Annotated in this window: 17 protein-coding genes, 1 pseudogene and 1 riboswitch; of the genes and pseudogenes, 11 read left to right on the top strand and 7 right to left on the bottom strand. The window is 70.9% G+C overall.

Features of this window, described 5'->3' with window-relative positions:
• Window positions 1-203: 203 nt before the first annotated feature.
• A pseudogene (locus ACFYYH_RS09950) lies at window positions 204-749 on the bottom strand (peptidoglycan DD-metalloendopeptidase family protein); the annotation flags it as partial.
• A gap of 279 nt (window positions 750-1,028) precedes the next feature.
• Between ACFYYH_RS09950 and rpsB the strand changes: the two are divergent.
• From rpsB to ACFYYH_RS09900, 10 genes are all read left to right on the top strand, one after another.
• Window positions 1,029-1,940 (top strand): 30S ribosomal protein S2, encoded by a 912-nt coding sequence (gene rpsB, locus ACFYYH_RS09945; RefSeq protein ID WP_388548317.1) that lies wholly within the window; start codon window positions 1,029-1,031, stop codon window positions 1,938-1,940.
• 92 nt (window positions 1,941-2,032) lie between these two features.
• A complete protein-coding gene (gene tsf, locus ACFYYH_RS09940) occupies window positions 2,033-2,869 on the top strand; it encodes a translation elongation factor Ts (protein ID WP_388548314.1) in 837 nt (278 codons plus the stop codon).
• A 157-nt stretch (window positions 2,870-3,026) separates the two neighbouring features.
• Window positions 3,027-3,791 carry a UMP kinase gene (gene pyrH, locus ACFYYH_RS09935; RefSeq protein WP_046499667.1) on the top strand — a complete coding sequence of 255 codons (765 nt, stop codon included), beginning with the start codon at window positions 3,027-3,029 and terminating at the stop codon, window positions 3,789-3,791.
• 126 nt (window positions 3,792-3,917) lie between these two features.
• Window positions 3,918-4,475 (top strand): ribosome recycling factor, encoded by a 558-nt coding sequence (gene frr, locus ACFYYH_RS09930; protein ID WP_046499668.1) that lies wholly within the window; start codon window positions 3,918-3,920, stop codon window positions 4,473-4,475.
• Entirely contained in the window at window positions 4,475-5,560 is a 1,086-nt protein-coding gene (locus ACFYYH_RS09925) for a phosphatidate cytidylyltransferase (RefSeq protein ID WP_388548312.1), read from the top strand. Before frr ends, ACFYYH_RS09925 begins: the two co-directional genes overlap by 1 nt.
• A gap of 138 nt (window positions 5,561-5,698) precedes the next feature.
• Window positions 5,699-6,805, top strand: a complete 1,107-nt coding sequence (rlmN, locus tag ACFYYH_RS09920; protein ID WP_388548309.1) for a 23S rRNA (adenine(2503)-C(2))-methyltransferase RlmN — start codon at window positions 5,699-5,701, stop codon at window positions 6,803-6,805.
• 158 nt (window positions 6,806-6,963) lie between these two features.
• A riboswitch (TPP riboswitch) is annotated at window positions 6,964-7,089 on the top strand.
• Between the two features lie 106 nt (window positions 7,090-7,195).
• Window positions 7,196-8,287, top strand: a complete 1,092-nt coding sequence (locus ACFYYH_RS09915; protein ID WP_388548867.1) for a thiamine ABC transporter substrate binding subunit — start codon at window positions 7,196-7,198, stop codon at window positions 8,285-8,287.
• 59 nt (window positions 8,288-8,346) lie between these two features.
• The gene (locus tag ACFYYH_RS09910; protein ID WP_388548307.1) at window positions 8,347-9,960 is read left to right on the top strand and encodes an ABC transporter permease; all 1,614 of its coding nucleotides are present in this window, start codon (window positions 8,347-8,349) and stop codon (window positions 9,958-9,960) included.
• Window positions 9,960-11,042: an ABC transporter ATP-binding protein gene (locus ACFYYH_RS09905; protein ID WP_388548305.1), complete on the top strand. Its 1,083-nt coding sequence runs from the start codon at window positions 9,960-9,962 to the stop codon at window positions 11,040-11,042. The genes ACFYYH_RS09910 and ACFYYH_RS09905 overlap by 1 nt, the downstream gene beginning before the upstream one ends.
• A 225-nt stretch (window positions 11,043-11,267) precedes the next feature.
• Window positions 11,268-13,031 carry a hypothetical protein gene (locus ACFYYH_RS09900; protein ID WP_388548304.1) on the top strand — a complete coding sequence of 588 codons (1,764 nt, stop codon included), beginning with the start codon at window positions 11,268-11,270 and terminating at the stop codon, window positions 13,029-13,031.
• Between the two features lie 129 nt (window positions 13,032-13,160).
• Here ACFYYH_RS09900 and ACFYYH_RS09895 read toward each other — a convergent pair whose 3' ends face one another.
• From ACFYYH_RS09895 to ACFYYH_RS09880, 4 genes are all read right to left on the bottom strand, one after another.
• Window positions 13,161-14,309 carry a hypothetical protein gene (locus ACFYYH_RS09895; protein ID WP_388548303.1) on the bottom strand — a complete coding sequence of 383 codons (1,149 nt, stop codon included), beginning with the start codon at window positions 14,307-14,309 and terminating at the stop codon, window positions 13,161-13,163.
• Complete coding sequence (locus ACFYYH_RS09890; RefSeq protein WP_388548300.1) at window positions 14,291-15,019, bottom strand: ABC transporter ATP-binding protein; 729 nt, start codon at window positions 15,017-15,019, stop codon at window positions 14,291-14,293. Before ACFYYH_RS09890 ends, ACFYYH_RS09895 begins: the two co-directional genes overlap by 19 nt.
• A 246-nt stretch (window positions 15,020-15,265) precedes the next feature.
• On the bottom strand, window positions 15,266-16,645 hold the full coding sequence (locus ACFYYH_RS09885) for an aspartate aminotransferase family protein (protein WP_388548297.1): 1,380 nt from the start codon (window positions 16,643-16,645) through the stop codon (window positions 15,266-15,268).
• Window positions 16,630-17,145 (bottom strand): Lrp/AsnC family transcriptional regulator, encoded by a 516-nt coding sequence (locus ACFYYH_RS09880; RefSeq protein ID WP_388548294.1) that lies wholly within the window; start codon window positions 17,143-17,145, stop codon window positions 16,630-16,632. Before ACFYYH_RS09880 ends, ACFYYH_RS09885 begins: the two co-directional genes overlap by 16 nt.
• 184 nt (window positions 17,146-17,329) lie before the next feature.
• Between ACFYYH_RS09880 and ACFYYH_RS09875 the strand changes: the two genes are divergently transcribed.
• Window positions 17,330-18,778 (top strand): gamma-aminobutyraldehyde dehydrogenase, encoded by a 1,449-nt coding sequence (locus tag ACFYYH_RS09875; protein WP_388548291.1) that lies wholly within the window; start codon window positions 17,330-17,332, stop codon window positions 18,776-18,778.
• 160 nt (window positions 18,779-18,938) lie between these two features.
• Here ACFYYH_RS09875 and ACFYYH_RS09870 read toward each other — a convergent pair whose 3' ends face one another.
• Window positions 18,939-19,697 (bottom strand): glycerophosphodiester phosphodiesterase, encoded by a 759-nt coding sequence (locus ACFYYH_RS09870; protein WP_388548288.1) that lies wholly within the window; start codon window positions 19,695-19,697, stop codon window positions 18,939-18,941.
• A gap of 5 nt (window positions 19,698-19,702) precedes the next feature.
• A complete protein-coding gene (locus tag ACFYYH_RS09865) occupies window positions 19,703-20,728 on the bottom strand; it encodes an adenosine deaminase (protein WP_388548286.1) in 1,026 nt (341 codons plus the stop codon).
• Between the last annotated feature and the right edge of the window lie 8 nt (window positions 20,729-20,736).

The raw sequence follows: 20,736 nt of genomic DNA, 5'->3' as shown, positions 1-20,736 counted from the left end.
AGACCGATGCCGTGCGCCGGGGACACGGCCGAGCGGGCAGGCGGGGGCGGCGCGGCCGTGGAGGAGGAGGGCTCGGGGACGCCGAGGACCGGCAGGAGCCGGGACGGGCCCCGGCGGAGCAGCTCCGGCGGCAGCAGGGAGAGCGGGTCCAGATAGACGGCGCCCCTGCGCAGCCCCCAGTGCAGACAGCCCGCGGAGCAGTGCGACAGGCCGTCGGCCAGGGTGGCCACCGGCTCGCCGGCGCTCACCTCGTCCCCCTCGGAGACCAGCGGTCCCACCGGTTCGTAGGTGATCCGCAGCGGCGGGGCGCCCGAGCCCGGCAGAGTGATCGCCAGCACTCCGCGCCCCGCCACCCGGCCCGCGAAGGAGACCCGGCCCCCGGCCGCGGCCCGTACCACCGCTCCCGGGGCCGCGGCGAGATCCACCCCACGGTGGCCCGGACCGTACGCGGACGCGGGCGGCTCCCAGCCGCGCAGCACCTCAGGCCGTGGCCCGACCGGCCAGGCCCGGCCGCCGTCCCTCCTGCCCCCGTCGTCCCCCCTGCCCCCGTCGTCCCGGCCGGACACTCCGGTGGCGGGGTGGCAGAACAGCGAGAGCACCAGCACCAGGGCGAACACCGGGGCAAGGGTGAGAACGGGAACGGAGAAGGCGAAGGGGACGGGAACGGAGAAGGGGACGGGCGCGGGAGTTCCGTGGCGCCGTGACAGCGCGCGGCCCGGGGAAAGCACTCCGATACGGACAGTGATCATGCCGCCCAGCGTGGCCCGGAGCGACGCGATCGCGCTGATCATGGCCCGGTTCTGTGGACAACCGAGCGGTTGTGGACAGCGCCGTCACCCGGGGGTGCGAAGGTCCCGTACACTTCATGTGGCGATCCGGGTCACCGGGTCGACTTCGCACGCCCCGCCATCGGCCCTCTTCGCGCCGATGTCAGCGCTTCTCGGTCCTCCGTGGCACAGCGCACCGGGACGTCAGGCGCGACCGCCGTCCGGCGGACGCGACAACCGAGTATCTCAAGGAGTACGGCCATGGCCGTCGTCACGATGCGGGAGCTGCTGGAGAGCGGCGTCCACTTCGGTCACCAGACCCGCCGTTGGAACCCGAAGATGAAGCGCTTCATCTTCACCGAGCGCAACGGCATCTACATCATCGACCTGCTCCAGTCGCTCTCGTACATCGACCGCGCCTACGAGTTCGTCAAGGAGACCGTCGCCCACGGCGGCTCCATCATGTTCGTCGGTACGAAGAAGCAGGCCCAGGAGGCCATCGCCGAGCAGGCGACGCGCGTCGGCATGCCCTACGTCAACCAGCGCTGGCTGGGCGGCATGCTCACCAACTTCTCCACCGTCTACAAGCGCCTCCAGCGTCTGAAGGAGCTGGAGCAGATCGACTTCGAGGATGTGGCCGCCTCCGGCCTCACCAAGAAGGAGCTGCTGGTCCTCTCCCGCGAGAAGGCCAAGCTGGAGAAGACCCTCGGTGGTATCCGCGAGATGCAGAAGGTGCCCAGCGCCGTCTGGATCGTCGACACCAAGAAGGAGCACATCGCCGTCGGTGAGGCGCGCAAGCTCCACATCCCGGTCGTCGCGATCCTCGACACCAACTGCGACCCCGACGAGGTCGACTACAAGATCCCGGGCAACGACGACGCGATCCGCTCCGTCACCCTGCTCACCCGCGTGATCGCCGACGCCGTCGCCGAGGGCCTCATCGCCCGTTCCGGCGTGGCCACCGGTGACTCCAAGCCGGGCGAGAAGGCCGCCGGCGAGCCCCTCGCCGAGTGGGAGCGCGACCTGCTCGAGGGCGAGAAGAAGGACGACGGCGAGAAGGCCGCCGAGGCCGCCAAGCCCGAGAGCGACGTGCAGACGTCCGCCGAGACGGAGAAGGTCGCCGACGCGGAGGCCGAGGCCGAGGTCCCGGCCGCGGACACCGAGCAGGCCTGACCCTCATCGGTTCGGCAGTTGACGGCGGGGGCCCGACGGCCCCCGCCGTTCACCCGTAGATCTTTCAGACCTTCGAGAGAGAATTACAGATCATGGCGAACTACACCGCCGCCGACGTCAAGAAGCTCCGTGAGCTCACGGGCGCCGGCATGATGGACTGCAAGAAGGCGCTGGACGAGGCCGACGGCAACGTCGACAGCGCCGTCGAGTTCCTCCGCGTCAAGGGCCAGAAGGGCGTCGCCAAGCGCGAGGGCCGTTCGGCCGAGAACGGCGCTGTCGTCTCCCTCATCTCCGAGGACAAGACCTCCGGCGTTCTGCTCGAGCTGAAGTGCGAGACGGACTTCGTCGCCAAGGGCGAGAAGTTCCAGAGCGTGGCCAACACGCTCGCCGCGCATGTCGCCGCGACCTCCCCGGCCGACCTGGAGGCGCTCCTCGCCTCCGAGATCGAGGCCGGCAAGACGGTCCAGGCGTATGTGGACGAGGCGAACGCCAACCTCGGCGAGAAGATCGTCCTGGACCGCTTCGCGCAGTTCACCGGCGGTTACGTGGCCGCCTACATGCACCGCACCATGCCCGACCTCCCGCCGCAGGTCGGTGTGCTGGTCGAGCTGGACAAGGAAGACGCCCAGGTCGCCAAGGACGTCGCGCAGCACATCGCCGCCTTCGCCCCGAAGTACCTCAACCGCGACGAGGTCCCGGCCGAGACGGTCGAGAACGAGCGCCGCGTCGCCGAGGCGACCTCGCGTGAGGAGGGCAAGCCCGAGGCCGCCCTCCCGAAGATCGTCGAGGGTCGCGTCAACGGCTTCTTCAAGGAGGTCGTCGTCCTGGAGCAGGCGTTCGCCAAGGACAACAAGAAGTCCGTCCAGAAGATCCTGGACGAGGCCGGTGTCAGCCTGAAGCGCTTCGCGCGCATCAAGGTCGGCATCTGAGTCTGTACGCGATCAACCGAAGACCCCGATAGGGTCTGAGGCAGTCGCCCGCGTACGCGCCGGGCGGCCGCAGATCTGACGAGGAGGCCATTGCCGCACTGGGAACCCGCGAGGACCCCGGCAATGGCCTTCTTCGTATGTGCACGAGGAGATCTCCATGGAACAGGCCGACAAAGCCGACAAGAGCGACGACGGCACGAAGCACGGCCGCTTCATGCTGAAGCTGTCCGGTGAGGCGTTCGCCGGCCGGGGAGCGCTCGGCGTCGACCCCGACGTCGTACACGCCATCGCCCGCGAGATCGCCGCCGTCGTCCGGGACGGCGCCCAGATCGCGGTCGTCATCGGCGGCGGCAACTTCTTCCGCGGCGCCGAACTCCAGCAGCGCGGGATGGACCGGGCGCGCTCCGACTACATGGGCATGCTCGGTACGGTGATGAACTGCCTGGCCCTCCAGGACTTCCTGGAGAAGGAAGGCATCGACTCCCGCGTCCAGACCGCCATCACCATGGGCCAGGTCGCGGAGCCGTACATCCCGCTGCGCGCCGTGCGCCACATGGAGAAGGGCCGTGTGGTCATCTTCGGCGCCGGAATGGGCATGCCGTACTTCTCCACCGACACCACCGCCGCCCAGCGCGCCCTGGAGATCGACGCCCAGGCCCTGCTGATGGGCAAGAACGGGGTGGACGGGGTGTACGACTCGGACCCCAAGACCAACCCGGACGCGGTCAAGTTCGACGCGCTGGAGTACAGCGAGGTGATCGCGGGTGATCTGCGCGTCGCCGACATGACCGCGATCACGCTGTGCCAGGACAACAAGCTGCCGATCCTTGTCTTCGAATTGCTGAAGGAAGGCAATATCGCGCGCGCGGTCAAGGGTGAGAAGATCGGCACGCTCGTGAGCGACCAGGGCACCCGGACCTGATCCGGGCCCGCCCCGTACGGGATGGACAGAGCCCTGCCGGTCGGACACCGTGCAGGAGAAGACGCGACGCAGGTTCCGCCGGCCCACGCGCACGCCGGGCCCACTCAAGACACGCAGGAGCAAGTGGTGATCGAAGAGACCCTCCTCGAGGCCGAGGAGAAGATGGAGAAGGCCGTCCTGGTCGCCAAAGACGACTTCGCCGCGATCCGCACAGGGCGGGCACATCCGGCGATGTTCAACAAGATCGTGGCGGACTACTACGGTGCCCTGACCCCGATCAACCAGCTCGCCTCGTTCGCCGTGCCCGAGGCGCGGATGGCCGTGGTGACCCCGTTCGACAAGAGCGCCCTGCGCAATATCGAGCAGGCGATCCGTGACTCGGACCTCGGCGTCAATCCGAGCAACGACGGCAACATCATCCGGGTGGTGTTCCCGGAGCTGACCCAGGACCGCCGCAAGGAGTTCATCAAGGTCGCCAAGACCAAGGCCGAGGACTCGAAGATCTCCATCCGCGCGGTACGCCGCAAGGCCAAGGAGACCATCGACAAGCTGGTCAAGGACGGCGAGGTCGGCGAGGACGAGGGCCGCCGCGCCGAGAAGGAGCTCGACGACACCACCGCGAAGTATGTCGCGCAGGTGGACGAGCTGCTCAAGCACAAGGAAGCCGAGCTGCTCGAGGTCTGATGAACGACTCTTCCCCGGGGGCCCCGCCGGCGGCCGGTCACCCCGGTCACACCGGTTACTGGGGACCGACCGACCACGGGGCCGCCCCGGCGGGTCCCGCATACGATGCGCTGGACGCACAGCAGACTCGGCCCATGCCCATCGTGCCCGACGGACCCGCTCACGGCGGCGACCAGGACGACGACCGGGGGGCTGCTCGGCCGGGCGGCCCTCTGTTCCGCGACGAGACTCCACAGGAGCCCATGGGAGCCCCTCCGCCACCGCCGCCGAAGAAGCGCGCGGGCCGTGATCTGCGCGCGGCCATAGGAGTGGGCCTCGGACTCGGCGCCGTCGTCGTGGCGTCGCTCTTCATCGTCAAGGCCGTGTTCGTCGGTGTCGTCGCGGTCGCGGTGGTCGTCGGGCTGTGGGAGCTGACGTCGCGGCTCGACGAGAAGAAGGGCATCAAGGCCCCGCTGGTGCCACTGGCCGTCGGCGGCGCCGCGATGGTCGTCGCCGGCTACGCGCGCGGCGCCGAGGGCGCCTGGGTCGCGATGGCCCTCACGGCGCTCGCGGTGCTGGTCTGGCGGATGACGCAACGGCCCGAGGGCTATCTCAAGGACGTCACCGCAGGGGTCTTCGCGGCGTTCTACGTACCGTTCCTGGCCACCTTCGTGACGATGATGCTCACGGCGGACGACGGCCCCCGACGGGTCCTGATGTTCCTGGTGCTCACGGTCGTCAGCGACACCGGCGCGTACGCGGTCGGCTGGCGGTTCGGTACGCACAAGCTCGCACCGCGCATCAGCCCCGGCAAGACCAGGGAGGGACTGGCCGGAGCGATCGTCTTCGCGATGGTGGCGGGCGCGCTCTGCATGGAGTTCCTGATCCGGGACGGGATCTGGTGGCAGGGGCTGCTGCTGGGGCTGGCGGTCGCCGCCAGTGCCACGCTCGGCGATCTCGGTGAGTCCATGATCAAGCGGGATCTCGGGATCAAGGACATGGGCACCCTGCTGCCCGGTCACGGCGGCATCATGGACCGGCTCGACTCCCTGCTGCCCACGGCGCCGGTGGTCTGGCTGCTGCTGGTGATCTTCGTGGGGACCTGACCGGGCACCCGGTGGCCGTCGGCCGCCGGTTCGCTCCACTCGGCCGGAACGTCTCCGACCAGGCCGGATACCGTACGGGGGTCCGTTGTCCACAGGGCAGCGGGCCCCCTGCCGTTCGTCTGCGACACTGGATCCACCATGCCTGTACCTGGAGAACTGACTTTTGTCGCGCCCCGCGGAGCCACGAAGCCCCCGCGGCATCTCGCCGACCTCACCCCCGCCGAGCGCCGCGAGGCCGTCGCTGCGATCGGCGAGAAGGCGTTCCGTGCGAACCAGCTTTCGCAGCACTACTTCGCGCGGCTCACCCACGATCCCGAGCAGTGGACGGACATCCCGGCCGCCGCGCGTCAGAGGCTCGCGGCGGAGCTGCTGCCCGATCTGATGTCGGTGGTGCGGCACATCTCCTGCGACGACGACACCACGCGCAAGACGCTCTGGCGGCTGCACGACGGCACTCTGGTCGAGTCCGTGCTGATGCGCTATCCGGACCGGGTGACGATGTGCATCTCGTCGCAGGCGGGCTGCGGGATGAACTGCCCGTTCTGCGCCACCGGACAGGCCGGTCTCGACCGCAATCTGTCCACCGCCGAGATCGTGCACCAGATCGTGGACGGGATGCGCGCCCTGCGCGACGGCGATGTGCCCGGCGGGCCCTCCCGGCTGTCGAACATCGTCTTCATGGGCATGGGCGAGCCGCTCGCCAACTACAAGCGGGTGGTCGGCGCGATCCGCCGGCTGACCGATCCCGAGCCCGACGGGCTGGGGCTGTCGCAGCGCGGGATCACGGTCTCCACGGTCGGTCTGGTGCCCGCGATGCTGCGCTTCGCCGACGAGGGCTTCAAGTGCCGGCTCGCGGTCTCGCTGCACGCGCCCGACGACGAGCTGCGCGACACCCTCGTCCCGGTCAACACACGCTGGAAGGTGCGGGAAGTGCTGGACGCGGCGTGGGAGTACGCCGAGAAGTCCGGCCGCCGGGTCTCCATCGAGTACGCCCTGATCCGTGACATCAACGACCAGGCCTGGCGCGGTGACCGGCTGGGCCGGCTGCTCAAGGGCAAGCGGGTGCACGTCAATCTGATCCCGCTCAACCCGACCCCGGGCTCGAAGTGGACGGCGTCGCGCCCCGAGGACGAGAAGGCCTTCGTGGAGGCGATCGCTTCCCACGGGGTGCCCGTGACCGTACGGGACACCCGGGGCCAGGAGATCGACGGAGCGTGCGGGCAGTTGGCCGCGTCGGAGCGGTAGTCCCACGGGCGCCCCGGTGGGCGGGCCGCGCGGTGAGGGGTGCCGTGCGGGATGGTGACCGTGGGGGAGACGGTCGTACGGGAAGCCACCTACGGAAGGCGAAGCCGGACCGAGCCCGGACATGAGGTACATGTAGCCTGGGCGCGAACGCATTGCATATGTTCCGACAGGGGAGCGCCACAGCGCTGAGAGTGTGGCACATGTCCGTGAGAGCGGGCAGCGGCCGCAGACCCTCTGAACCTCGCCCAGGTCATTCTGGGTAGGAAGTTCGGTCACCACTCGAGCTGTTGCGCCCTGCCCGCGGTCCGGTCCGTCCGGACCGCGGGCAGGGCCGCGTCTTCTCCTGGACATCCAGGAGGAAAATCAGTGAGCACCATCAGCGTCAGAAGGATGGCGGTCGCCGCGGTCGCCGCCGCGCTCGGTGTCTCGTCGCTCGCCGCCTGCGGCGGGTCCGACGACTCCGCGTCGTCCGGCGGCGGCGGTCAGGGCGGCAGCGGTACGTCGAAGACCGTCACCCTCGTCAGCCACGACTCGTTCAACGCCTCTCCCGCCGTGCTCAAGGAGTTCACGAAGCGGACCGGCTACACGGTCAAGGTGCTGAAGAGCGGGGACGCGGGCGAGGCCCTCAACAAGGAGATCCTCACCAAGGGTTCGCCCCAGGGCGATGTCTTCTTCGGTGTCGACAACACCCTGCTCTCCCGCGCCCTCGACAACGGCCTGTTCACGCCGTACGAGGCGAAGGGCCTCGACCGGGTCGAGGCGGCCACCCGGCTCGACCGGGACAAGAACCGGGTCACCCCGGTCGACACCGGCGATATCTGTGTCAACTACGACAAGAAGTACTTCGCGGACAAGAAGCTCGCGCCGCCGCGGTCCTTCGACGATCTGATCAAGCCGCGGTACCGCGATCTGCTGGTCACCGAGAACGCCGCGACCTCCTCGCCCGGCCTCGGCTTCCTGCTCGGCACGGCCGCGCGCTACGGCGACGACGGCTGGCAGGACTACTGGAAGAAGCTCAAGGACAACGGCGTCCAGGTCGTGGACAGCTGGGAGCAGGCCTACAACGAGAACTTCTCGGGCTCGGCCGGCGGCAGGAAGGCCAAGGCCGACCGCCCGCTCGTCGTCTCGTACGCCTCCAGCCCGCCCGCCGAGGTGCTGTACGCCGAGCCGCGGCCGAAGGAGGCCCCGACGGGGGTCTCCACCGGCACCTGCTTCCGGCAGATCGAGTTCGCCGGGCTGCTCACGGGCGCGAAGAACGAGGCGGGCGGCAAGGCCCTGCTGGACTTCCTGATCAGCACGGAGTTCCAGGCGGACATGCCGCTCACCATGTTCGTCAACCCGGTCGTCCAGGACGTCCCGCTGCCCGAACTGTTCACGCGGTTCGGCGCGACGGTCGACAAGCCGGAGACAATGGCGCCCGACAGGATCGCCGCCGGCCGCGAGCAGTGGATCCAGTCGTGGTCCTCCCTCGTGGTGAAGTAGCCCCGCACACCGGGGCCCGGGGACGGGCCGGGCGCGCGAACGCCGTCCGGCTCGCCCTCATGGCGGTGCCCGTCGCGTTCTTCGCGGTGTTCTTCGCCTATCCCGTGGCCTCGATCGTCGGCCGGGGGCTCACGGCCGACGGCGTCTGGCGCCCCGGCCGCGTCGGTGACGTACTGAGCCGTCCCGACATCCTCGACGTCCTGTGGTTCACCACCTGGCAGGCGCTCGCCTCCACCGCGCTCACCCTGCTGATCGCGCTGCCCGGGGCGTATGTCTTCGCGCGCTTCGACTTCCCCGGCAGACATCTGCTGCGCGCGGTGGTCACCGTGCCGTTCGTCCTGCCGACCGTGGTCGTCGGTACGGCCTTCCTGGCGCTGCTCGGGCGCGGCGGACTGCTCGACGAGCTGTGGGGCGTACGGCTCGACACCACCGTCTGGGCGATCCTTCTCGCCCATGTCTTCTTCAACTACGCCGTGGTCGTGCGGACCGTGGGCGGTCTGTGGGCCCAGCTCGACCCGCGCCAGGAGGAGGCCGCGCGGGTGCTGGGCGCGGGCCGCCTCGCGGCCTGGTGGCGGGTCACGCTGCCGGCCCTCGCCCCCGCCGTGGCCGCCGCCGCGCTGATGGTCTTCCTCTTCACCTTCACCTCCTTCGGCGTCGTCCAGATCCTGGGCGGCCCCGCCTACTCCACCCTGGAGGTGGAGATCTACCGCCAGACCGCGCAACTGCTCGATCTGTCCACCGCCGCCGTGCTGACCCTCGTGCAGTTCGCGGCGGTCGGCGGGGTGCTGGCGGTGCACGCCTGGACCGTACGCAGACGGGAGGGCGCGCTGCGGCTGGTCGACCCGGCGGGGACCGCGCGCCGGCCGCGCGGAGCCGGGCAGTGGACCCTGCTCGGCGGGGTGCTCACCACCGTGCTGCTGCTGGTCCTGCTGCCGCTGGGGGTGCTGGTCGAACGCTCCCTCGACGGCCCCGGCGGATACGGTTTCGGCTACTACCGGGCGCTCGCCTCGGTGGAGGCGAGCGGCGGGACCTTTCTCGTACCACCACTGGAAGCGGTGGGGAACTCCCTGTGGTACGCGCTGGTCGCGACGGCCGTCGCGCTGGTGGTGGGCGCTCTCGCGGCCGCCGCGCTCACCCGGCGCGCGGGCCGGCTCGTCCGGGGTTTCGACGCGCTGCTGATGCTGCCGCTCGGGGTCTCCGCCGTGACCGTCGGCTTCGGCTTCCTGATCACGCTCGACGAACCGCCGCTCGATCTGCGGGCCTCCTGGATTCTGGTGCCGCTCGCGCAGGCCCTGGTGGGCGTGCCCTTTGTCGTACGCACCATGCTGCCGGTGCTGCGGGCGGTGGACGGACGGCTGCGCGAGGCGGCGGCGGTCCTCGGGGCGTCCCCGTGGCGGGTCTGGCGGGAGGTGGATCTGCCGCTGGTACGGCGGGCGGCGCTGGTCGCGGCGGGTTTCGCGTTCGCCGTCTCGCTCGGTGAGTTCGGTGCGACGGTGTTCATCGCGCGCCCGGACCGGCCGACGCTCCCGGTGGCCGTGGCACGGCTGCTGGGGCGGCCCGGCGAACTCAACTACGGGCAGGCCATGGCCCTGTCCACCGTACTGATGGTGGTGTGCGCGGTGTCGCTGCTGGCGCTGGAACGTATCCGTACCGACCGCTCCGGGGAGTTCTGATGACACTGCTGACCCTGTCGGACATCACCGTGCGGTTCGGTGACCGTACGGCGCTCGACGCGGTCGGTCTGGAGATCGCCGAGCACGAGATCGTCTGTGTGCTGGGGCCGAGCGGAAGCGGCAAGTCGACACTGCTGCGGGTGGTGGCCGGGCTGACCGCACCGGACGGCGGGCGGGTGCTGCTGGACGGCGCCGACCAGGCGGGGGTGCCCGTGCACCGGCGCGGGGTAGGGCTGATGTTCCAGGACCATCAGCTCTTCCCGCAGCGGGACGTGGGCGGCAATGTCGCCTTCGGGCTGCGGATGCGCGGGGCCTCACGCGAGGAACGGGCCCACCGGGTGGCGGAGTTGCTCGATCTCGTCGGGCTGCCGGGCGCGCGGCGGCGGGCCGTCCCCGCGCTGTCCGGCGGTGAGCAGCAGCGGGTCGCGCTGGCGCGGGCGCTGGCACCGCGGCCACGGCTGCTGATGCTCGACGAGCCGCTCGGACAGCTCGACCGGAGTCTGCGGGAGCGGCTCGTGGTCGAACTGCGCGCTCTGTTCGGGCGGCTGGGGACGACGGTGCTGGCCGTCACCCATGACCAGGGCGAGGCGTTCGCGCTCGCCGACCGGGTCGTGGTGATGCGGGACGGACGCGTCGCCCAGACCGGCACCCCGGTGGAGGTCTGGCAGCGCCCCGCCTCGGCGTTCGTGGCGCGCTTCCTGGGTTTCGACAATGTCGTGGACGCCACGGTGCGCGGAGAGGCCGCCGACACGGTCTGGGGAAGGATCCCGGTGCCCGGGGGGTCGGCCCAGGGCGAGCGGTCGGTCCTGGTGAGGCCGGCCGGGGTACGGCTGGCCGGGCCCGCCGAGGGGCTGCGCTGCACGGTCGAGGCGCGTACGTTCCGGGGCAGCCGGGTCGCCGTGCTGCTGCGCCCCGACGCGTCCGCGGGCGGCGGGGGACCGGTGCTGGAGGCCGAGTGCGGGCTCCGGGACGCGCCCCGGGAGGGGGCGACGGTGGGTGTGGTCTTCGCCGTGGAGGACGTGGTGGTCCTGCCCGGCCGGGAGACGGCACGTCAGGGGAGACCGGCAGCGGCGGCGCCATGACGCGGCCGCGCCCGGCGCCGTGACGCACCCGCGCCGCGCGCGACGGCGGTTCCGTGGTCGCGCCGCGCGACGGGGGTTCCGCGGCCGGGGAGCCCGCGGGCTTTCCGGGTGCGGCGACCTCGTGTCGAGTAGCGTGGCTCCTCCGTGCCGGGATGGGCTGGAGCCACCCCCAGGGGACCGCTCCATCCGCTGAGGGGGGAAGGCATCGAACCGCAGGAGAGGGCCGTGGCCGAGGACGCGGCAGCCGCGGGCCCCGGCGGTGCGTCGCCGCCCGCGCGGATACCCGTACAGCCGGTACCGCCCACGCGGCAGCAGCAGCGCCGCCGGCCGAAAGAGCCCCCACGGCCCGTACGGCCCATGGAGCCGGAGCAGCCGGAGCAGCCGGAGCAGCCGGAACAGCCGGAGCAGCCGGAGCAGCCGGAGCAGCCGGAGCAGCCCGGACAGCGCGAACCACACCGGCGTGAACGGCTGGTGGCGTGGGTGGCCGGGCTGATACCCCCGGTGGCCGCCCTCGCGCTCGGACTGTGGGGCATCTCGCGCGAGGGCACCATGTGGCGCGACGAGTCCGTGACCTACCAGGTGGCGCACCGCGATCTCTCCGAGATCTGGCTGCTGCTGCGTCACGCCGACGCCGTACACGGCCTCTACTACCTGCTCATGCACGCTCTGTACGGCGTCTGGGAAGGCGGCCTGCTGACACTCCGTTTCCCCTCCGTGCTGTCCATAGCGGTGGCGGCGGGCTTTGTCGGGCTCCTCGGCCGCCGGCTGGCGGGGGTGCGGGCGGGAGTCCTCAGCGGTCTGGTCTTCGCCGTGGTGCCGGACATCCAGATGTACGCGCAGGAAGGGCGCTCCTACGCGATGGTGTGCGCGCTCGTCGCGTGCTCCACCTGGCTTCTGGTCCGGTCGCTCGACACGCCGTCCAGGGCGTCCTGGACGCTCTACTCACTGCTGACCCTGACGGCGGTCTGGCTGCACGAGTTCGCGGTCCTCGCCCTGTTCGCCCACGGTGTGACGGTCGCTCTCGGCCGCCCCGCGCCGAGGACCGGACGGGCCTGGGGCATCGCCGCCGCGCTCGCGGTCGCCGGATCCCTTCCCCTGATCCTCTTCAGCACGGGGCAGTCCGCGCAGGTCTCCTGGATCGGCTGGCCGAAGCCGGGGGAGTGGGGGGAGATCGCGGGATGGGCCCTGGCCGCCCTGGTCTGCGCCCGGTATCCGCGCACGGGACGGAGGAACGGCGCCGTGGTGCGGCTGGCACTGCCCCTGGCCCTGCTGCCGACCGCCGTGCTGCTCCTCGGTTCCCTGTACGCGTCCATGTACGTCGACCGGTATGTGCTCTTCACCCAGGTGGGGATCGCCCTGCTGCTCGGTACGTCGCTGGACCGGCTGGCGCGCCTGATGCCGCGCGGGAAGGTGGACCGGCCGACCGCCACGGCCGCCGGGCATCTGGCCGCCGCCCGGGTCGCCGCCGTGGCCGGACTGACCGTCGTCGTGGCGCTCGCGCTCGTCCCGGTCAGCCTGCATCTGCGCACCCCCGAGAGCCGCAAGGACGATCTGACGGCGATAGCGAAGGCGGTCCAGGACGTCTCCGACAGCGGGGACGGGGTGGTCTTCACCCCGGCGCGGCGCCGTGAGTGGAAGCTCTCCCACCGTGGTCCGTTCGACGCCCTGGACGATCTGGCGCTCAGGGAGAGCCCGGCGGCCTCGGGCTCCCTCCAGGGCGAGGAGATGTCCCCCGCGCGGATCCGTGCCCGGATGCTGTCCACACCGCGCATCGTGGTGCTGAGCGATCCCCCGGGACAGCCGGAGGACGCCGTGGCGCGGGAAGCGGTGAAGCGCGCGGTGCTCCGTACGTACTTCCACGTGTGCTCGCGGGAACAGGTCCGGGGAGCGCGGGTGACGCTCTACGCCAGATCGGACCGGGCGTGTGACACCGGCGAGGAACGACCGGGGGAGCAGCCCCGTGGGACGACCCCGAAGAAGGACGAGTGACCACGGCGCGGAAGCGGGAACGAGAACGGGGCCGGGGAGTCGTTCCCCGGCCCCGTTCTCGTTCCCGTGCCCGGCTGTTCCTGCGGGGCCGGGGCGGGAGCCGTGCCGTTCGTCGGCTTCCCCGCGGCGTCAAGCCGTCAGCGGGACCGCGGCCAGAGCCGCCACCACCCAGGTCAGCGGGGCGAAGACCGCCACGATCGCGGTCGCCCGTACCGCCGCCGCCGTACGCAGGAGCGTGGCCTGTGCGCCCAGTTGGTGCAGGGTCGTGGTGGTCGGGACCCGGGTCTGCCGGGTTTCCAGGGCTGCCGTCAGCAGGGTGGCCACCGCGCAGCCGATGACCAGGGTCGCGCCGAGGCTGGTGAGCGGGCCGAAGGGGCGTTCGTCGCCGGGACCGTACAGGGAGTTGGCGGCGAACACACCCGAGAGCACCGCGCACAGCACGCCCAGCGGCCGGCCGATCCCCCGGGCCTCGGCCATCAGGGTGCGGCCCGCCAGCAGACGGATCGCACCGGGGCGCAGGGTCTGGAGCAGCCGGCCGCAGAGATGGGTGATGCCGGGACCGGCCAGGGCCAGTCCGACGGCCGTCAGCGACCAGCCCGCCAGGACACCGGCCGAGCTGCCGTCGAAGCGGCCCGGCAGCGGCGGCGTGGAGCCACCGCCGCCCCGGCTGGCGTAGGTCTCGATCGCCAGGCCCGCCGCGGTGAGGGCGACCCCCCACGGCAGTCCGGCCGGTGTGGGCGCCGGGTCCGTGCCCTCGGCCCGCCGGGCGACCGCGCGGGTGTGCTGCCGCATCACCAGTCCGGTCGCCGCCGTCGCGAACGTCGGCAGCAGCGCCAGCAGGGTCAGCACCGCCGCCAGCGGGAGCGGCTGGTTCGTGGCGAGGAGATCGGCCCCCTTGCCGTCGAAGGGCATCCCGGTCAGATCGCCCCTCAGATGCAGGAACAGCAGCAGCGCCACCGCGCTCCCCAGGGAGCAGGAGATGGCGGTCGAGGTGGCGGCGAGGGTGGTGAGCCGGGCCGGGCCGAGACCCACGGCCGACAGTCCGGTACGCGGCCGGGTGCCGGGATCGGTACGGGCCACCGCGACCGCGAACTGCACGGTCGCCGCCAGCGGGATCAGACACCAGAGCAGTCGTGCCAGGGACCCGGCCGGGTGGCTCATCGCCCAGCCCAGGGTGCACAGCAGCAGAAATCCGACCCCGGCGGACGCGGCGACGACCAGCAGCCGGCGCAGCAGGGCCAGGGGATGGGCACCACGGCCTAGACGGAGAGCGAGCACGCGGCCTGACCTTCCGCCTCGGAGGGGCCAAGGGAGTCGACCCGGCACCCGTCGACCAGGGAGACCGTGCGGTCGGCGAGCGCCGCGACCTCCTCGTCCAGGGTGGCCAGGACGACCGTGATGTTGTGGGAGCGGGCCGCGGTGGTCAGCGTACGGATCACCTGGGCCCGGTCCGTACGGTGCAGGGGCGCCGTCGGCTCGTCGGCGAAGAGCACCGAGGGGGCGGTGACCAGGGCGCGGGCGACCGCGATCCGCTGCCGCTGGGACTGGAGCATCGCGTACGGGCGCCTACGGGCACAGGCATCGATGTCGAGCCGCTCCAGCCACTCCATCGCGGCGGCCTTGGCGGCCCGGTGCGGGGCGCCGCGCAGCAGCAGCGGCAGCGCCGCGTTCTCCCAGCCGCTCAGCTCGGGCACCAGCGAGGGTTCGGGGTCGATCCAGCTGAAGCGGTCCCTGCGCAGCCGCTCGCGCAGCACCGCGCTCATGGTGTGGACAGGCGAGCCGTTGAACCAGACCTCGCCCTCCTGCGGGACGAGCTGACCCGACAGACAGCGCAGCAGAGTCGTTTTGCCGCTGCCGCGCGGGCCGTACACGGCGAGGATCTCGCCCTCGCGCACGCCGAGCGAGACACCGTCGAGCGCCGGCGATCCGTTGTGGGAGAAGTTCAGGGAACGCGCCCAGAGCACGTCGTTGTCCGGCGGGGCCACCATGGCTTACACCTCGGTTCTGATCGGACTTACCTCCGCCGTCCGGGGGAACGAAGGCGGCGACGATCGGTCACAGGGCACGCTAGGTATTCGGCACCGGGTGAGCGGGCAGCACACGGCCCGGGTGCCGCCCTTCTCACTCGAAGGGCGGCACCCGGGCCGTCATGCGGGTGGTCCGGTGCGCCGGGGCCCGGTGCACCGGAGTGCCGGAGGGGGTTCACACCTCCGCCGGGGCGTGACGCACGCGCCTCAGAGCTTGGTCCACGCCTCCGTCAGCACCGACCGCAGGATCCCCTCTATCTCGTCGAAGGTCGACCGGTCGGAGATCAGCGGCGGCGCGAGCTGGACGACCGGGTCGCCCCGGTCGTCGGCGCGGCAGTACAGCCCGTTGTCGTACAGCTCCTTGGAGAGGAATCCGTACAGGACGCGCTCGGTCTCCTCGTCGGTGAACGTCTCCTTGGTGGCCTTGTCCTTCACCAGCTCGATGCCGTAGAAGAAGCCGTTGCCGCGCACATCGCCGACGATCGGCAGATCGTGCAGCTTCTTCAGGGTGTCGAAGAAGACGCCCTCGTTGTCGAGGACATGTTGGTTGAGGCCCTCGCGCTCGAAGATGTCGAGGTTGGCGAGGCCGACCGCGGCGGAGACCGGGTGGCCGCCGAAGGTGTAGCCGTGCAGGAAGGTGTTGTCCCCCTGGTAGAACGGCTCGGCCAGCCGGTCGGAGACGATGCAGGCGCCGATCGGGGAGTAGCCGGACGTCATGCCCTTGGCGCAGGTGATCATGTCCGGTACGTAGTCGAACTTGTCGCACGCGAACATCGTGCCGAGCCGGCCGAACGCGCAGATGACCTCGTCGGAGACGAGCAGCACGTCGTACTGGTCGCAGATCTCGCGCACCCGCCGGAAGTACCCGGGGGGCGGCGGGAAGCAGCCGCCCGCGTTCTGCACCGGCTCCAGGAAGACCGCCGCGACCGTCTCGGGCCCCTCGAAGAGGATCTGCTGCTCGATCTGGTCGGCGGCCCAGCGGCCGAAGGCCTCGGGGTCGTCGCCATGGATCGGCGCGCGGTAGATATTGGTGTTCGGCACCTTGTGCGCGCCCGGGACGAGCGGCTCGAACGGTGCCTTCAGGGCCGGCAGACCGGTGATGGAGAGGGCTCCCTGCGGCGTGCCGTGGTAGGCGACGGCGCGTGAGATCACCTTGTACTTGGTCGGCTTGCCGGTCAGCTTGAAGTACTGCTTGGCGAGCTTCCAGGCGGTCTCGACCGCCTCGCCGCCACCGGTGGTGAAGAAGACCTTGTTGAGATCGCCCGGCGCGTAGTGGGCCAGCCGCTCGGCCAGTTCGACCGCCTTCGGGTGGGCGTAGGACCACACCGGGAAGAACGCCAGTTCCTGACCCTGCTTGTAGGCGGTCTCGGCCAGCTCGTGGCGGCCGTGGCCGGCGTTCACCACGAACAGCCCGGAGAGGCCGTCGAGGTAGCGCTTGCCCCGGTCGTCGTAGATGTAGGTGCCCTCGCCCCGCACGATGGTGGGCACGGGCGCGTTCTCGTAGGACGACATGCGGGTGAAGTGCATCCACAGGTGGTCGTACGCGGTTTTGGAGAGGTCCTTGCTCACGGCTATCGGGTTCCCCACATATAGGTCTGCTTCTTCAGCTTCAGATAGACGAAGCTCTCGGTGGAGCGCACGCCGGGGAGCGCGCGGATCCTTCTGTTGATCACTTCCAGCAGATGGTCGTCGTCCTCGCAGACGATCTCCACCATGAGATCGAACGAGCCCGCGGTCATCACCACGTACTCGCACTCGTCCATGGCGGTCAGGGCGTCGGCGACCGTCTCCATGTCGCCCTCGACATTGATCCCGACCATCGCCTGCCGCCGGAAGCCCACGGTGAGCGGGTCGGTCACGGCGACGATCTGCATCACGCCCTGGTCGAGCAGCTTCTGCACGCGCTGACGCACGGCCGCCTCGGAGAGACCGACGGCCTTGCCGATCGCCGCGTACGGCCGCCGTCCGTCCTCCTGGAGCTGCTCGATGATGGCGAGGGAGACGGCGTCGATCGTCGACGACGATCCGTTCCCGGTCCTGGAACCGGACCCGGAGTCTGTCCTGGAGTCTGCGCTACGACTGGCCACGCGCCTCACTGTGCACTGCGACTCGTCTGTCCCGCAACCCTCTATCGATGATATTCGTTGTTGAAGGGCCGTTATCTCACCGAATCCGAAGTTCTCGGGGGGTTGGCCTGTCGAAAGCGTCGGCCGACGGACTAGGGTTGAGGTGTCTCACCCACCGGACATCCGACCACGAGGAGGGGTGGCAGTGACCACCGAGCCGCGCCGGCTGCGCAACTACATCAACGGGGAGTTCCGGGACGCCGCCGACGGGCGGACCATCGACGTGGTCGATCCGGCCACGGGCGAGGTGTACGCCACCTCCCCGCTCTCGGGACCGGCCGATGTCGACGCCGCCATGGAGGCGGCCGCGGCCGCCTTCCCCGGCTGGCGCGACACCACCCCGGCCGAGCGCCAGAAGGTACTGCTGAAGATCGCGGACGCCATCGAGGAGCGCGCCGAGGAACTGATCGCCGTCGAGTCCAGGAACACCGGCAAGCCCCTCGAACTGACCCGTACCGAAGAGATCCCGCCGATGGTGGACCAGATCCGCTTCTTCGCGGGCGCGGCCCGGATGCTCGAAGGCCGCTCGGCCGGCGAGTACATGGAGGGCTTCACCTCGATCGTCCGCCGGGAGCCAGTCGGGGTCTGCGCCCAGGTCGCGCCCTGGAACTACCCGATGATGATGGCGGTGTGGAAGTTCGCGCCGGCCCTCGCGGCGGGCAACACCGTGGTGCTGAAGCCGTCGGACACCACCCCGGCCTCGACGCTGCTGCTGGCGGAGATCATCGGCGCGCTCGCGCCCAAGGGCGTCTTCAACGTGATCTGCGGCGACCGCGACAGCGGCCGGGCGATGGTCGAGCACCCGGTTCCGGCGATGGCCTCCATCACCGGTTCCGTACGGGCCGGTATGCAGGTCGCGGAGTCCGCGGCCAAGGACATCAAGCGGGTCCATCTCGAACTGGGCGGCAAGGCACCGGTCGTGGTCTTCGAGGACCTCGACAGCGCGGCCATCGAGAAGGCCGCCCAGGACATCGCGGTGGCGGGCTACTTCAACGCGGGCCAGGACTGTACGGCCGCCACCAGGGTCCTGGTGCAGGAGTCCGTCCACGACGAGTTCGTCGCGGCGCTGGCGAAGGCCGCTGCCGAGACGAAGACGGGCGCGGCGGACGACGAGGACGTGCTGTACGGCCCCCTCAACAGCGCCAGCCAGCTCCAGCAGGTCTCCGGCTTCGTCGAGCGGCTGCCCGCGCACGCCAAGGTCCAGGCGGGCGGCCACCAGGTGGGCGACAAGGGCTACTTCTACGCGCCGACCGTGGTCTCCGGGCTGAAGCAGGACGACGAGATCATCCAGAACGAGGTCTTCGGCCCGGTCATCACCGTCCAGTCCTTCACGGACGAGGCACAGGCGCTCCAGTACGCGAACGGTGTCGAGTACGCGCTCGCCTCCTCCGTGTGGACCAAGGACCACGCGCGCGCGATGCGGATGTCGAAGGCGCTGGACTTCGGCTGTGTGTGGATCAACACCCATATCCCGCTGGTCGCGGAGATGCCGCACGGCGGGTTCAAGAAGTCCGGCTACGGCAAGGACCTCTCCGCGTACGGCTTCGAGGACTACACCCGCATCAAGCATGTGATGACCTCGCTCGACGCCTGAGAGGGGCCCGCACGGCCGGTGCCTGGACCGGCCCGGCACACGGCCGACGCCTGAGAACGGCCCGGCCCACGGCGCCCGCGGGCGGGGCGGGCGGCGGACACCCCGTCCGCCGCCCGCCCCGCCGGTACGACGGCGGCGGGATCCCGCTCCGGGCCGTGGGTCAGCGGGAGCGGAACCGGGCGGCGGCTCCCGGCCGTACGGGCCGCGGGGCGCCCGGTGCGGTCACGAGGGCGGACAGCACATCGATGCGATTGGTGGTGATCGAGTCGGCGCCCCGGGCGATCAGCGCGCGCATACTGCGCCGGGTGTCGGCCGTCCAGGCCGAGACCAGCAGTCCGTCGCGGTGGTCGCGGTCGGCCAGCTCCCGGCTGACCAGTCCGAAGCGGTAGTTGAGCCAGCGCGGCCGGACCGCGGCGAGCAGCACGGGCCGGGGCGGGGCGAGCGTGGTCCACGTCAGCGCGATCTCGGCGCCCGCGTCCGCGGCCCGGACGGCGAGCATCGTGCGCGCGCCCGCGCAGTAGTACACGCGCTCGCGGGCCCCGCACTCACGCACCGTCCCGACGACCGTCCGTACCGACTCCTCCGTGGCCCCGGGGAGATCGATCATGATCCGGGCCCCGTCCACCGCTGTGAGCGCCTCCCGCAGGGACGGCACCCCGCCGTCGGTCAGCTCGTCCAGCTCCGGGCGCGTCAGCTCCGCGAGCGGCCGGTCGTGGCCCCAGAGCCGGTCGAGCGTGGAGTCGTGCAGCAGGACGGGCACACCGTCCCGGGTGAGCCGCACATCCATCTCGACGGCGTCCGCCCCCCGCGCCAGCGCGGACCGTACCGAGGGGAGGGTGTTCTCACGGACCCGGTAGGGATCGCCGCGGTGGGCCACGGCGATCACGGTGCGCGCGGCTGTCTCGCGGTCGCCGGACACCGTCGTTACCGCGCGAGCCACTTGGCGGTGTACGTGTCGATCTCCGTGGCCAGGCGCTCCTTGCCCGGCGCGTCGAGGAAGGACGCCTCGACCCCGTTCTTCGCCAGATCGGCGAGTCCCCGCTCGTCCAGACCGAGCAGCCGGGCCGCGACCGCGTACTCCTGGTTGAGGTCCGTGCCGAACATCGGCGGGTCGTCGCTGTTGACCGTCACCAGCACACCGGCGGCGACCATCGCCTTGATCGGGTGCTCGTCGAGATCGGCGACCGCGCGCGTCGCGATGTTGGAGGTGGGGCACACCTCCAGCGGGATGCGGTGCGTGGCGAGATAGGCGAGCAGCTCCGGGTCCTGGACGGCGCTGGTGCCGTGCCCGATGCGCTCCGCGCGCAGATCGCGCAGCGCGTCCCAGACGGTCTCGGGCCCGGTCGTCTCCCCGGCGTGCGGTACGGAGTGGAGCCCGGCGTCGATGGCGCGGTCGAAGTACGGCTTGAACTGGGGCCGGGGCACGCCGATCTCGGGGCCGCCCAGCCCGAAGGCGATCAGACCCTCGGGGCGCAGGTCGACGGCGAGCCGGGCGGTCTCCTCCGCCGCCTTCAGCCCGGCCTCGCCGGGGATGTCGAAGCACCAGCGCAGCACCACACCCAGCTCGCTCTCGGCGGCCTTCCTGGCGTCCTCGATGGCCTCCATGAAGGCCACCTCGGGAATGTCGCGGCTGGTCGAGCTGAACGGTGTGATGGTCAGCTCGGCGTAGCGGATGTTCTGCCGGGCCATGTCACGGGCGACCTCGAAGGTCAGCAGCCGGACGTCCTCGGGCGTACGGATCAGATCGACGACGGAGAGATAGACGTCGATGAAGTGGGCGAAGTCGGTGAAGGTGAAGTACTCGACGAGCGCCTGGGGGTCGGCGGGCACCTTGGAGTCCGGGTGCCGGGCGGCCAGCTCGGCCACGATGCGGGGTGAGGCGGAGCCGACATGGTGGACATGCAGTTCGGCCTTGGGCAGCCCCGCGATGAAGGGGCGCAGATCGGTCATCGGGGATC

Source organism: Streptomyces sp. NPDC002018 (assembly GCF_042890865.1).
In the GTDB taxonomy this organism is placed as follows: domain Bacteria; phylum Actinomycetota; class Actinomycetes; order Streptomycetales; family Streptomycetaceae; genus Streptomyces.
The sequence above is the reverse complement of the archived record's forward strand: the minus strand, read 5'-3'. Positions and strand labels throughout refer to the sequence as shown.